The organism is Ruegeria conchae (assembly GCF_000192475.1).
Taxonomy (GTDB): domain Bacteria; phylum Pseudomonadota; class Alphaproteobacteria; order Rhodobacterales; family Rhodobacteraceae; genus Ruegeria; species Ruegeria conchae.
In genome coordinates this window covers 402,737-416,452 of record NZ_AEYW01000013.1, presented here as the reverse complement: position 1 = coordinate 416,452, position 13,716 = coordinate 402,737, and the positions used below count along the sequence as shown (strand labels likewise).

The window sequence follows — 13,716 nt, the reverse complement described above, 5'->3', positions numbered from 1 at the left end:
TGGCCCGGCGCGGCTACTTGTGATCGCACGATGAGGACTGTATGTCTGAGCGCGCAGTTCACAACACTCAGGTGTCCTTCCCCATGCCCGTCGAAAAGTCGGAACTGAGCCGCTTTGAGCTTGGAAAATACTACATCGCCAACTTGTTTCTGACCGGTGTGATCGGCTGTATGCGCCTGCTGCCATATGAGCGCCGTATCGGCGCAATGGGAGCAATTGTTCGCTGGCTTGCGCCTTTGGTTGGTTTCCGGACCCGTGTGCGCCGCAACCTGAAACTCACCTGCCCCGACTTAACCGAGGCCGAGGTCAAGCGAATCTGCCGTGCCGTGCCTGACAATGCTGGACGCGCGATCATGGAGCACTTTTCGGCCGATGGTTTCATTGATCGGCAAAGCAAGGCCAAAGTTTCTGGATCGGGTGTCCAGGCGTTTGATACCGCCGTCGCCGAGGGACGTCCGGTGATGATGATCACTGCGCATTTTGGTCATTATCTGGCAGCGCGCGTCGCTTTGCAGGCCCGCAGCGGTCGACCCATCGGCTGCCTTTATCGCCGCATGGCTAACCCGTACTTCAACGATATGTATGTCGAAGCATTCCATCAGACTGGTTCCCCCATGTTCGAACAGGGGCGCCGGGGCATGGTTGAGATGGTCAGATCGCTCAAAAGCGGAGGTATTATCGCCATCGTATCCGATCTGCATGCGCATGGCGGCGAAGAGTTGACCTTTTTCGGCAAACCCGCCGTGACTTCGGTGCTGAACGCGGAACTTGCGATCAAGTACAAGGCTGTACTGATCCCCTGCTATGCGGTGCGCCAACCCAATGGGATCGATTTTGAGATCGTTCTGCATGATCCGGTCCCCCATACCGATCCCAAGACCATGACCCAGTTCACGAATGACGATCTGGAAGCGATGGTGCGTCAACATATGGGGCAATGGTTCTGGATTCACCGCCGCTGGAAGGCCTGGCGTGGACTAGGCGTTCAACCCAAAGATATGCCTTGATTACTCGACTCTTGCCGCAGCGACGATCGCACCATGCTCTGTACGTTGGATCAGAACTACCGCCGGCAAATCCGATGACAGCGACGCAGTGAAGCTCTTCGGTGTTTGGCCATCCCAGTGACCGGCCACCTGCCAGTTCTCAACCACATTCGCATAATCCAGTTCGTGCCCAGCCAGTTCTCCGCGCCGGATCGAGGCGTGACGCATCGGCGAATACTGCACGACCCGCACATCATAGGTTTCACCTTCCGCCAACTCGACCGGGACAACGTCCACAGTCACGTCGTTAGCCGTACGCGTGGCGCTAACCTCGGCTTGGGGCGCTGCGGTCAGGTGCGCGTCGATCAATCGGTTCAGTTCAAATGACTTGGCCCCAACCACGTCCTGCTGCCCATTCACAACCATCTGCGGCGTATAGATCATTGTCCGCCCACCTTCGCGCGCATAGGCCCTCTGTCGCACTGTATGATCGGGATTGGCATATTCGTCTTTCCACCCGATGTAGTCCCAATAGTCGACATGCAGCGCGAGTCCGATCACATCATCTCGCTTGGCCAGTTCATGCATGATCCGGTCTGCAGGCGGGCAGGATGAGCAACCTTGTGACGTGAACAATTCGACCACCACCGGATCGTCTTGCGCCTCAGCCGAGACAGCAAGAAAGAGCGAAACAAACGCGGATGCGGTGGCCGATCTGAGCATGGGTTCTCTCGATTTTTTGTGAGCACCAACAAGCATTAGATCGAAACTGAAAAAACTGCCAATCAAGGTTTCTTGAGACCGAAACCTTCAATCTTCGGCAAAATGTGTGCAATGGTATACAATTTTATATGTATGTGAGCCGTTGCACCTTGAAACAACGCGTGCCGTGATGCAGATAAGCCATAGCGAACTCTAGTATCCAAATCATTCGAGAGGGAGGCCAAAGATGCCCATCAAGGTCGGACAGGACACAGCCCAAACACGCCGCAGTCTGAACGTGAATGGTAAATCCATTTCCTATTACTCGATTCCAGCTGCTCAAGAAGCAGGCCTGGGTGATTTCTCGAACCTGCCTGCCGCGCTGAAAGTGGTGTTGGAAAATATGCTGCGGTTCGAGGATGACGGGTTCTCGGTATCCGTAGATGACATCAAGGCCTTCGCCGAATGGGGCGCAAATGGCGGCAAGAACCCGCGCGAGATTGCTTATCGCCCTGCCCGCGTGCTGATGCAGGACTTTACTGGCGTCCCGGCTGTGGTTGATCTGGCAGCGATGCGCGACGGCATCAAGGCACTGGGTGGTGACGCCCAGAAAATTAACCCACTCAACCCGGTTGATCTGGTCATCGACCACTCGGTCATGATCGACGAGTTCGGGAACCCGCGCGCGTTTCAGATGAACGTGGATCGCGAGTATGAGCGCAATATGGAGCGTTACCAGTTCCTCAAATGGGGTCAGGGTGCGTTCAATAACTTCCGCGTTGTGCCCCCCGGCACCGGCATTTGCCATCAGGTGAACCTTGAATATCTGGCCCAGACCGTCTGGACCGATACGGACCAGAGCGGCGAAGAAGTCGCCTATCCCGACACGCTTGTCGGTACCGACAGCCATACCACCATGGTCAACGGTATGGCGGTTCTTGGTTGGGGCGTCGGCGGGATCGAGGCCGAGGCCGCGATGCTAGGTCAGCCGATCTCGATGCTGATCCCCGAGGTTGTGGGCTTTGAACTGACGGGTTCGATGGTCGAAGGCACAACCGGCACCGATCTTGTTCTGAAGGTCGTTGAGATGCTGCGCGAGAAAGGTGTGGTTGGTAAATTCGTCGAGTTCTACGGTGAAGGACTGGACCGGCTGCCTCTGGCCGACCGGGCGACCATCGCCAACATGGCCCCCGAATACGGCGCGACCTGTGGGTTCTTCCCCATCGACGGCGAAACTCTGCGCTACATGCGCAATACCGGGCGCGATGAGGATCGTCTGGCATTGGTCGAAACCTATGCCAAGGAAAACGGGTTCTGGCGGGATGAGAATTACAGCCCGATCTACACCGACACCCTGTCACTGGACATGGGCACGATCGTTCCCGCTATCTCGGGCCCGAAACGTCCGCAGGATTATGTTGCCCTGACCGATGCCAAAGCCGCTTTCACCAAGGAAATGGCTGAGACCTTCAAGCGCCCGATGGGAAAGCAGGTCGAAGTCAAAGGTGAAGAATATGGAATGGAGTCCGGCAAGGTTGTAATCGCCTCGATCACCTCCTGCACCAATACGTCGAACCCCTATGTCATGATTGGCGCTGGTCTGGTGGCGAAGAAAGCGCATGAGCTGGGCCTGAATCGTCAGCCTTGGGTCAAAACCTCTCTGGCCCCTGGGTCGCAAGTAGTGTCCGAGTATCTTGAAGCTGCTGGTCTACAGGAACATCTGGACGCGATCGGCTTTAACCTTGTGGGCTATGGCTGCACCACCTGTATTGGTAACTCGGGTCCGATCCAGAAAGAAATCAGCGAAGCGATTGCCGAGGGTGATTTGGTCGCAACCTCGGTTCTGTCGGGGAACCGGAACTTTGAAGGTCGAATCTCGCCTGATGTCCGCGCCAACTATCTGGCCTCACCGCCGCTGGTTGTCGTTTACGCACTGGCGGGCACCATGGATATCGACCTGACATCCGAGCCAATCGGCAAGGACAAGGACGGTAACGATGTCTTCATGAAAGACCTCTGGCCGAGCCAAAAGGAAATCTCCGATCTGGTGCAGGAAACCGTGACGCGCGAGGCATTCCAGTCGAAATATGCCGACGTTTTCAAAGGCGACGAGAAATGGCAGTCGGTTGATACCACCGATGCAGAAACCTACGACTGGCCACCTGCTTCGACCTACATCCAGAACCCGCCCTATTTCCAGGGCATGGGACATGAACCCGGCACAATCTCGAATATCGACGGGGCGAAGGTTCTGGCCGTTCTGGGTGATATGGTCACCACCGATCACATCTCACCCGCTGGGTCCTTTGCGACAACAACTCCGGCTGGTAAGTACCTGATTGAACGTCAGGTTCAGCCGCGCGAGTTCAATTCCTACGGGTCGCGCCGTGGCAACCACGAGGTCATGATGCGCGGCACCTTCGCCAATATCCGCATCAAGAACGAGATGCTGGACGGCGTTGAAGGCGGCTATACAAAAGGACCCGATGGCGAGCAGACGTCGATCTATGACGCCTCGATGGCCTATCAGGCAAACGGCACACCGCTGGTCGTTTTCGGGGGCGAGCAATACGGCGCGGGGTCTTCGCGCGACTGGGCGGCCAAAGGGACTGCTTTGTTAGGTGTCAAAGCCGTGATCGCCGAGAGCTTTGAGCGTATCCACCGCTCGAACCTCGTCGGAATGGGTGTGATCCCGTTCGAGTTCACAGGCGGCGATAATCGCAAAACGCTGGGTCTGAAAGGCGATGAAACCGTCTCAATCCACGGATTGGACTCGGTTGAACCACTGCAAGAGGTGCCCTGCACAATCGTATATGGCGATGGGACCGAGAAGACGATCGCCCTGAAGTGCCGCATCGATACCGCGCCCGAAATCGAGTACATCGAAAACGGCGGTGTGCTGCAATATGTGCTGCGCAACCTCGCAAAATCTTAGTAACGCAATAGCTTACAATCCGATCTTCACCTCCGGCCCAGCGCCGGGGGTTTTGTTTTCTGGTCATTTATTCAAAAGTCTGAAACTGTTAGGCGAAAGCACATCTGGAACCCAATCACTATGAAAAAACCTAACGCCTTGCTGGTTTGCTCGCTCAGCGTCATCTCGGTGATCGGGATATGGGGCGTGATCGATATCCAGAGCCTGGTGACTTGGGCCAACGGCATCGTGCAGCAAACCTTCCACAGTCGCGGATGGTTCGTGATGCTCGCGGCCTCGGGCATGTTGATCGGGTGTTTGGTTCTCGCATTTTCGCCCTATGGCAACATTCGTTTGGGCCGGGATGATGAAGAGCCCGAGTTCTCGACCGCCACTTGGATCTCAATGCTATTCTCGGCCGGAATGGGCGTCGGATTGCTGTTCTGGGCCGTCGCCGAGCCACTAACCCATTTCAACTTCATCTCAGGCATGGCCCCCGATTTTGTTGCCGCGCAGCAGGCGATGCTGGCGACAAACTTCCACTGGGGCCTGCACGCCTGGGCGATTTACGGCTCCACCGCGCTGACCATCGCTTATTTCAGCTTTCGGCGCGGGACGGGCATGATGGTCAGCGCCCCGATCAAAAGCCTGTTTCCCGGTGAACGCTGGGCCGAGCGGGTCGGGTGGCTGTCGGATTTCATGGCCATCGTCGCCATCGCCATCGGCGTTGGCGGCTCCATGGCCATGGGCGTGTTTCAGGTTGCGGACGGGATCGCGGTTCTGGGTGGTCGGGAAACGGTTGGTGCCCTTCTGATCGGCGTTGTTTTCCTGGCGATGGTCGCAGCCTATATCCCTGCTCTGTTGATTGACCTTGGCCAAGGCATGGCGCGTTTGTCGAATGCAGCAATGCTGATCGCGATCTGCCTTGTGGCCTATACGGTTGTCCTCGGCCCCACAGAGTATCTGTTGAACACTGTGGTTCAGGGGTTCGGCGATTACGTCACCAATGTCATCCCTCGGGGCTTTCAGACCTTCACGTTCTTCGGCGATGACGTCACCAAATGGTTCAGCGACTGGACCCTGACCTACATGGTCTGGTGGATCGCCTGGGGGCCATTTGTCGGCGTGTTCGTCGCGCGTATCTCTCGCGGTCGCACGATCCGAGAATTCGTGATCGGAGTGCTCTTCGCACCCACACTGTTCTCGATCCTTTGGTTTGGTGCCTTTGGCGGCATTGGTCTGTTTGAGGCGCTCAACGGTGCCGGAGAGCTGTTGGCCTATACGCAAACAAACATCGAGCGTGTAACTTTTGCCCTGCTCGACCGTTTGCCGCTGTCGCTGATCACAACACTCGCAACCGTAGCCGCGGCGTTTCTGTTCATCGTAACCAGCGTCGTCAGCGCGGCCTTTGTGCTGGGCACCTTCTCGACCGAGGGGGATGAAAATCCGCCACCGCGCGTGCGCCTGCTCTGGGGCGCATTACTGGGCCTGTTGAGCGTCGCGATGATCCTGTCGGGCTCGGTGGACTCGGTCAAAGTCCTGATTTCACTTGGAGCGCTACCCTTTGTGTTCATCTCGGTTCTGCTGATGGTCTGCCTATTCCGAGGGTTACGAGAGGAGGGGCAAATCCATGCTGATCGGTGATCTGACAGACACCCTGATGAACCTCACCACATTTGCCTTCATCGGCGCAATGATCTGGATTTTGGTTCGCAAGTAGCTGCTTGAATCTCTGCCGCTTTACCGATTTTCTGCGACTATGGAAAAAGTCGCATTGATAACCGGCGGCGCGCGCGGCATTGGGCGCGCAATCGTCGAAGACCTGGGCCGCGATCACCGCATTGCATTTACATGGCTGTCGAGCGAACCGATGCCAGATCTTTTGGTCGGGGATAAACTGGCTATACGTTCCGACCTATCTGCGCCAGATCAGCCTGCCAAGGTGATCGAACAGGTAGTGCAGCACTTTGGGCGGCTTGATGTGATCGTCAATAACGCCGGTCTGGTGAAATCTACGCCGAAAGAAGAATTTCAGGCCGAGAATCATCGCGCCATTCTGGACCTTAACCTACTGGCTCCAGCCGCGTTGTTAACCGCCGCGCTGCCGCATCTGAAACGCGATGCCTCAATCGTCAGCATCTCATCAATGAACGCAGTCCTGCCCCCCCGAGACGCAGTGACCTATGGCGCCAGTAAAGCGGCCTTGAACCTGTGGACCCGCGCCATGGCCAAAGAGCTTGGGCCCGAGGGGATACGTGTCAACGCAGTGGCGCCAGGCGCGATTAACATTCCCGAAGCACCTCGATCAGAGGAACTGACTGCTCTGTTTGTCAACGACACCGCCTTAGGACGCGCGGGAAAGCCCGATGATATCGCCAAGGCTGTTAGATTCTTGGCCTCGGATGCCGCGTCGTTTATCACCGGCGAGGTGTTAACCGTGACGGGTGGCTATCGCTTATGAGCCCCCCGCGGCTTTCTCAAGCGCCGGGCGGATCGTGCTCTCGATCACCCGCTGCGTAATCGGCCCGGCCCAGCGCAGAATAATCGTGCCCTCACCATCGACCACATAGGTCTCGGGCACGCCGTAGACGCCCCAATCCAGCCCCATACGGCCCTGTTCATCCCGTCCGATCCCGGCATAGGGATCACCCAGCTCGGTCAAAAAAGCCTCGGCATTGTCCAGTTGGTCTTTGTAGTTGATGCCGTAAACTGGAATCCCCTCGTCGGACAAAGCCTGCAGGTTGGGGTGTTCGACGCGGCACGGGGCGCACCAACTGGCCCAGTAGTTGACCAGCTTGACCTCACCATCACGCAGGGTGGCATCGTCGAAACCGGGTTTACCCGCGAATTCTGTCAGAACGACGGGCGGAGCAGGCTGCCCTTCGCGCGCCGAAGGCAAGGCATTGGGGTCGTCGCGGAACATGCCGATTCCAGCAAGCACAGCGAAGGCTCCGAAAATCAGAGGAGGCGCGATCATCAGGGGCGAAATCTTAGCCATTGCGCGACATCCTCTGTTCGACTTTCTCCATCTCAGCCCGCACCTTGCGGCCTCGGATCACGCTGAATCCCACCAGCGCAATCAGAAGCCCGATGGATACAACATAGGACCACAAAACAGTATCGGCATATTTTCCAAGATCAGGGATCATCCGTTCACCCTTTCCCGCGCCATCAGCGCCTTGGTTCGACGGGCTCGGATTTCGGTGCCCGTGCGATAGAAGACCAGCGCGATAAACAGAAGCACAAAGCCGATGATACACAGGAGCAGCGGATAGAAGTAGATGTTGCTAACCTTCTCCTCGGTATCCGTACCTGTGATCGCCCCTGCACGCATCACGGAAGCCCCCTGATGCAGCCCCTGATTCCAGAAATTCACCGCATACCGGCTGAGGAATGCAAAGACCGAGCCCACGAGGCAAAGGACCGAGGTCAGATCAGCCGCGGTGTCCGGATCTTCGATCGCCTCCCATAGCGCGACATAACCCAAATAAAACAGGAACAGAATCAGGAACGAGGTCAGGCGCGGATCCCAGGCCCACCATGTACCCCACATGGGCTGGCCCCAGATCGCTCCGGTGGCCAAAGCGATCAACGTCATCACGATGCCGATCGGCGCAGCGGCGCGGGCGGCCAATGCGCTCACATGGTGGCGGCGCACCAGCCAGACGAGCGAGGTCGCCAGCATCATGATCCAGCAATTGATCGCCATCAGCGCGGCAGGCACGTGCAGGTAGATGATCTTTACGGTCGAGCCTTGTTTGTAGTCATCAGGGGTAAAGAAGAAACCCCAGATCAATCCTACGACCAGACACAGACCTGCACCGATCCAGAAGAACGGAAGAACCCGCTCGCTGGTGGCGAGGAACTTGCGCGGATTGGCGTATTCCCAAAGGGCGTTGGCTTTGGCTGCGATTGTCATGGGCACTATCTAGTCCGAGTCGGCGTGGTTCTCAATTGACCTCAGTCAAGCTTTGTTGCCATCACCTAAGATTGATGCGCAAAACCGCTGCGCTGGCAAAGGGTAAAAGTGCGACCGTTGCGGCAGTAATCCCTGCCAGCATAAGCAGGGGCGTTTGCGTCTCCATGCCTGTCGCACCGCGTCGGGCAACCTCGGCCCCGAAGATCAATGTCGGCACGTAAAGCGGTAAAACCAGAAGCGACAGGAGCAGACCGCCCCGTTTCAGGCCCACGGTGAGGGCGGCGCCGAAGGTGCCGATAACGCTCATCGCCGGGGTGCCAAGCAGCAGTGAGATCACCAGCCACGAAAACCCAGGTACAGGCAGGTTTAGTAAAACGCCCAGAAACGGCGCAGCCAACACCAGCGGCAATCCTGTGGTCAACCAATGGGCTAGCGCTTTGATGGTGACGACCGACTCCAGTGGCAGCGGCGCGGTGGCAAGCAGATCAAGCGAGCCGTCTTCCCAATCCAGCGCCAGCAGACGGTCCAGCGAAAGCAGGCACGCCAAAAGCGCGCCCAGCCAAAGAACGCCCGGCGCGATGGTCGAAAGCAATGAGGATTGCGGGCCTACCGAAAATGGCACCAGAACTGTGACGATCAGGAAGAAAGCAAGACCGAGGCCAAAGCCACTCCCTGCGCGGAAGGCCAGTTTCAGATCACGCAGCAATAAAGCGATCACAGGAAGCCTCCATCGAAATCGTCGAAGGGTTTGGGTTTGGCCTTATTGGGACCGACGTCTAGTACCTCTCCATCCAGACCAAGGTCGATATGGGTGGCGATCAAAGCAGAGCCGCCCTGCCCCAGATGCGCGCGCACCGCATCCGCGAACATCTCCACGGCGTGACGATCCAGCGAGACTGTCGGCTCATCCAGCATCCAGATCGGGCGACCGGTAACCAGCATTCGCGCCAATCCCAGACGCCGTTTCTGCCCCGCCGATAGGTTGCCGGCGTGGCGGTCGGCCAGTTCGTTCAGGGCGAATGCATCCAAAGCGTGCTGGATATCACGGGTCCCAAAGACCGACGCCCAGAAGTTGAGATTTTCGACCACGGTGAGGGTCGGCTTTAACCCGTCAGAATGGGACGCATAAGCGATCTGGTCTTCTGCCCCTTCGATCTGTCCCACCAGCGGCGGCTGCAGGCCCGCAAGCGTACGCAGTAATGTTGTCTTTCCGATCCCGTTCGGCCCCCGCAGGATCAGCGCATTTCCGGCCTCAAGCGAGAAGCTCAGCCCTTCGAGCACGGGGACACCGCCGCGTGCGATGGCCAGGTCGGTTACTTTCAAAGTCATGAAGCCCGCTTAGCGGATTGTGCGTGTAGGCAAAAGGTCGGAATTGCCGCAGAGAGGCTGGTTGGATCGCAGTGAGGGGCCAGCCCCTCACACTCCCTGGGATATTTTTAGCCAGATGAAGAACAGATCCTCAGACCGGTATCAGCGCAAGCGCAACGCGGCGGCCTTCGGAAAGCAGCACGTTGTAGGTGCGGCAGGCAGCCGGAGAGTTCATGATTTCGACACCCAGCCCCGCCTCTTCCAATGTGGTACGCAGGTCGGCGGGGATGTGGGTCAGGTCTTTGCCCGTACCGATGAACAGAACGTCGACATGTTCGGACAAGGCCAGCAACGCCTGGGCGTCGGAGTAACCCGCCCAGGCCGATGTGCCAGTGGGGCCCGTCAAGACTGCCCCGTCATAAACCTGCCCCCCGATCCGAAAGAAGCCAGGTCCATAGCCATCGACGGGTTGGGCGTTTGTATATGTGATCTCGTTCAAACGCATGTGCGGGGTTCTAGCCCCAAAGCGGCAGGCCGGACAAGGCCGCTGTTGCGATCACCAGATAGGCTGCGGCGCGGTACGGCCTTTCATGTTCGGGTCGAAACATCCAGCCCCCCAGCCAGTTACCGGCGATGTTGGGGATCGCCAGCGCGAGGCCCAATCCGATGCTCGCCATCGAAAGACGCCCCATCCCGCCGAGGTATCCAAGGATCAGCAAATCGAAAACAAACAGGAACAGCAGGATCGTCGCGCGGATTATCTCAACTGGCAATGAACGCGACATGTAGAACAGGATGACAGCTGGTCCGGGAATCCCGGCCACTCCACCGAGTAGCCCCGCTACCCCGCCAATTGCCACAACCATGCGGCGCCGCACCGTCCCGCGATAGCGCAGACCAAATATCAGTACGACAAGCATCGACAACGAGATCACACTGACCAAATAGCGAAATACTTCGGGTTGCGTAAGCGTCAGCAGCCATAAGCCGACCGGCAGAACTAATGCGCATCCGAGTAGAAGGCGCGCCAAATCTCCTTTGTCGACGACAGACCATGCGCGGCGTAGGTTTGGGATGGGACCGAATATGTCCATAACTGTCAGCGCGATGATCGCGCCGAAAGGTCCAAGATAGGGGCTGGCGATGGGCAGGAATATCAGGGCCGTGCCAAAGCCGGAGAAACCGCGCACGATGCCCCCAACAAAGGCAGCGAAAATGATAACGGCCAGACCGGTTGGGGTCTGGCCGAAATACTCAGGCATCGATGTTGGCAAACTGGTTGCCCGCCGTGTTCGACGGCTTCGACCAGTCGCGTTTGACCCCCAGCCACAGCAGGATGGTCGAGGCCACGAAGACCGACGAATAGGTCCCGACAATCACGCCCCAAATCATCGCGAAGACGAAGCCGCGGATCACGTCACCGCCCAGCACGTAAAGCGAGATCAACGCCAGCAGCGTGGTCACCGAGGTCATCACCGTCCGGCTAAGCGTTTCATTGATCGAGATATTCAAAACCTCTTTGAGGTCTTTCTTCTTGTATTTGCGAAGGTTTTCGCGAACGCGGTCAAAGACAACCACGGTGTCATTCAGCGAATAGCCGACAATGGTCAGGAGCGCCGCGATGATGGCCAGGTCAAAGCGAATTTGCAGTTCCGAGAAGATACCAATTGTCAGGATCACGTCATGCACCAGCGCGGCGACCGCACCCAGAGCAAACTGCCATTCGAACCGGAGCCAAATGTAGACAAGCACCGCACCAATCGCCAAGGCGACGGCGATAACGGCGGTCTGGATCAACTCACCCGAGACCTTGGGGCCCACAGATTCGACCGAAACGAACTGAATGTCCGGCGCGGCAACAGTCAATGCTTCTTCAACGGCGGTAACGATTGCTGCAGACACAGCTTCGGCTCCATCCTGGGCCTGAATACGGATCATGGCGACGTTTTCATCCTCGCCAAAGGTCGGATCGAAAATCTCTGTGATGGTCACATCACCAAGTTCCAGCGGCGCAATGGCGTCGCGATAGGCGCCCACGTCGATCTCTTGCGCGGATTGCGTGCGGATCGTGGTGCCCCCGCGGAAGTCGATACCGAAGTTCAGCCCCTGCAGCAGGAACGACGTGAAGGCGATCACCATCATTAGGCCCGAGATTCCCAACCAGATCTTCCAGCGGCTGAAGAAATCGAACGAGGTGTTTTGCGGTACGAGTTTCAGTCTCATGTCAAACCTCGATCGTTTTCGGACGGCGGCGTTCGAACCAGATTACGATCATCAGGCGCGTTACAAAGATCGCGGTGAAGACCGAGGTCAGAATACCCAGACCAAGTGTAATGGAGAACCCGCGTACCGGCCCGCTACCCATGGCAAACAGGATGGTTGCGGTGATGAACGTGGTTACGTTCGCGTCCAGAATGGCCGAAAGCGCCTTTTCATAGCCCAGCTCGATGGCGCGCGCAGGGCCTTTGGCAGATTTCAGTTCTTCGCGAATGCGTTCAAAGATCAGCACATTGGCGTCTACAGCCATACCGACCGTCAGTACGATGCCAGCGATTCCTGGAAGGGTCAGCGTCGCACCGATCAACGAGAGCAGTCCGAAGAGCAAGCCCACATTCAGGATCAGCGCAATATTGGCGAAGATGCCAAACAGGCCATAGCTGAGCGCCATGAACACCAATACTGCGACAAACGCCACAATGGTAGCGACTTTACCCGCATCAATGCTGTCTTGCCCCAGCTCCGGGCCGATGGTGCGCTCTTCAAGAAATTCCAGGCCCGCAGGCAAGGCCCCGGCACGCAGCAGGACCGCCAGATTGGTGCTTTCCTCAACCGTGAAGTTACCGGTGATGATGCCGGAACCGCCAGGAATATGGCTTTGGATTACAGGGGCCGAGATCACCTCATCATCCAAAACAATGGCGAACGGCGCGCCGATATTTTCTAGCGTGTAGTCACCAAACTTGCGGGCACCAGAAGTGTTGAACCGGAAGCTGACCGCAGGGCGTCCGTTCTGATCGAATGACGGTTGTGCGTCGACCAGCTCTTCCCCGGTTACCACCGGCGCTGATTCCAAGGTGTAATAAACCCCGTCCTCATCGATCGAAGGAACAACTTCTTCACCCACACCCGCGATGGCGTCAGGATCAGTACCGCGCCCCACCACGGGGTTGAACGTCAGCTGAGCCGTGGTGCCGATAATGTCTTTCAACTCACCTGCGCTACCGATGCCCGGCACCTGTATCAGTATCCGGTCAGCACCTTGGCGTTGGATTGTCGGTTCTCGCGTGCCGACTTCGTCGATGCGGCGACGAATAATCTCAAGCGCCTGACGCACCGTACGGTCATCCGAGGCAAGCTTTTCAGCCTCGGACAATTGTACGACAATGGTATCTCCTTCAGCGCGGGCTTCGATGTCAGTGGCCCCAACCCCGGTCAGTGTTTGCACCTGACGCGCCAGACCGCGCACGACTTCCAGCGCACGCGACATACCTTCGGGCTGACTAATGCGCACGCGAATCTCATCAGGGGCCGAGTCTTGTCGGCGAATGGTGCCTACCGTGGCGCGCTCATCGCGCAACGCATCGCGGATTTCGGGCCACATCGCCTCCATCCGAGATTCGTAGACGTCATCAACCTTAACTTCAGCCAGCAGATGCGCACCGCCGCGCAAATCGAGACCCAGATTGACAAGCGATGAAGGCAGCCAGTTCGGCCATTGCGCCGCCTCTGCCTGCATCTCAGGTGTATCGATGCCAAGCTCAATTGCGGCTTTGGCATCATTCGATTGCTCAACGCGTGTATAGAACGCATTCGGCAGGGCCAACAGTAGGCCGATCACGCAGACCGACCATATTAGGACCCGTTTCCAGGAATCAATTTGCAGCATT

Annotated in this window: 14 protein-coding genes; 4 read left to right on the top strand and 10 right to left on the bottom strand. The window is 57.5% G+C overall.

All coding sequences use genetic code 11. The features are described from left to right. Positions 1-83 precede the first annotated feature (83 nt). Entirely contained in the window at positions 84-1,007 is a 924-nt protein-coding gene (locus tag G7G_RS0113985; RefSeq protein WP_037321539.1) for a lysophospholipid acyltransferase family protein, read from the top strand. Here G7G_RS0113985 and G7G_RS0113980 read toward each other — a convergent pair whose 3' ends face one another. Continuing rightward, a complete protein-coding gene (locus G7G_RS0113980) occupies positions 1,008-1,709 on the bottom strand; it encodes a DUF1223 domain-containing protein (RefSeq protein WP_010442055.1) in 702 nt (233 codons plus the stop codon). A 226-nt stretch (positions 1,710-1,935) separates the two neighbouring features. Between G7G_RS0113980 and acnA the strand changes: the two genes are divergently transcribed. The 3 genes from acnA to G7G_RS0113960 all read left to right on the top strand — a co-directional run bounded on the left by acnA (position 1,936) and on the right by G7G_RS0113960 (position 7,063). Further along, a complete protein-coding gene (gene acnA / locus G7G_RS0113975) occupies positions 1,936-4,623 on the top strand; it encodes an aconitate hydratase AcnA (protein WP_010442054.1) in 2,688 nt (895 codons plus the stop codon). 120 nt (positions 4,624-4,743) lie between these two features. Beyond that, on the top strand, positions 4,744-6,246 hold the full coding sequence (locus G7G_RS0113970) for a BCCT family transporter (protein ID WP_010442053.1): 1,503 nt from the start codon (positions 4,744-4,746) through the stop codon (positions 6,244-6,246). Positions 6,247-6,361: 115 nt separating this feature from the next. Next, a complete protein-coding gene (locus G7G_RS0113960; protein WP_010442052.1) occupies positions 6,362-7,063 on the top strand; it encodes an SDR family NAD(P)-dependent oxidoreductase in 702 nt (233 codons plus the stop codon). Here the strand turns inward: G7G_RS0113960 and G7G_RS0113955 are convergent. From G7G_RS0113955 to secD, 9 genes are all read right to left on the bottom strand, one after another. Further along, the gene (locus tag G7G_RS0113955) at positions 7,058-7,600 is read right to left on the bottom strand and encodes a DsbE family thiol:disulfide interchange protein (RefSeq protein ID WP_010442051.1); all 543 of its coding nucleotides are present in this window, start codon (positions 7,598-7,600) and stop codon (positions 7,058-7,060) included. The genes G7G_RS0113960 and G7G_RS0113955 overlap by 6 nt on opposite strands. Next, positions 7,593-7,751 carry a heme exporter protein CcmD gene (gene ccmD / locus G7G_RS0113950; RefSeq protein ID WP_010442050.1) on the bottom strand — a complete coding sequence of 53 codons (159 nt, stop codon included), beginning with the start codon at positions 7,749-7,751 and terminating at the stop codon, positions 7,593-7,595. The genes G7G_RS0113955 and ccmD overlap by 8 nt, the downstream gene beginning before the upstream one ends. After that, the gene (locus G7G_RS0113945) at positions 7,748-8,521 is read right to left on the bottom strand and encodes a heme ABC transporter permease (RefSeq protein WP_010442049.1); all 774 of its coding nucleotides are present in this window, start codon (positions 8,519-8,521) and stop codon (positions 7,748-7,750) included. The genes ccmD and G7G_RS0113945 overlap by 4 nt, the downstream gene beginning before the upstream one ends. A gap of 61 nt (positions 8,522-8,582) precedes the next feature. Continuing rightward, positions 8,583-9,239, bottom strand: coding sequence for a heme exporter protein CcmB (ccmB, locus tag G7G_RS0113940; RefSeq protein ID WP_010442048.1), 657 nt, complete (start codon positions 9,237-9,239; stop codon positions 8,583-8,585). Next, positions 9,236-9,850, bottom strand: a complete 615-nt coding sequence (gene ccmA / locus G7G_RS0113935) for a heme ABC exporter ATP-binding protein CcmA (RefSeq protein ID WP_010442047.1) — start codon at positions 9,848-9,850, stop codon at positions 9,236-9,238. Before ccmA ends, ccmB begins: the two co-directional genes overlap by 4 nt. A gap of 130 nt (positions 9,851-9,980) precedes the next feature. Then, positions 9,981-10,334 (bottom strand): Mth938-like domain-containing protein, encoded by a 354-nt coding sequence (locus tag G7G_RS0113930; protein ID WP_010442046.1) that lies wholly within the window; start codon positions 10,332-10,334, stop codon positions 9,981-9,983. Between the two features lie 10 nt (positions 10,335-10,344). Next, the gene (locus G7G_RS0113925; protein WP_010442045.1) at positions 10,345-11,091 is read right to left on the bottom strand and encodes a TSUP family transporter; all 747 of its coding nucleotides are present in this window, start codon (positions 11,089-11,091) and stop codon (positions 10,345-10,347) included. Then, the gene (gene secF, locus G7G_RS0113920) at positions 11,084-12,052 is read right to left on the bottom strand and encodes a protein translocase subunit SecF (RefSeq protein WP_010442044.1); all 969 of its coding nucleotides are present in this window, start codon (positions 12,050-12,052) and stop codon (positions 11,084-11,086) included. The genes G7G_RS0113925 and secF overlap by 8 nt, the downstream gene beginning before the upstream one ends. 1 nt (position 12,053) lies before the next feature. After that, positions 12,054-13,715, bottom strand: coding sequence for a protein translocase subunit SecD (secD, locus tag G7G_RS0113915; RefSeq protein WP_010442043.1), 1,662 nt, complete (start codon positions 13,713-13,715; stop codon positions 12,054-12,056). Position 13,716 lies beyond the last annotated feature (1 nt).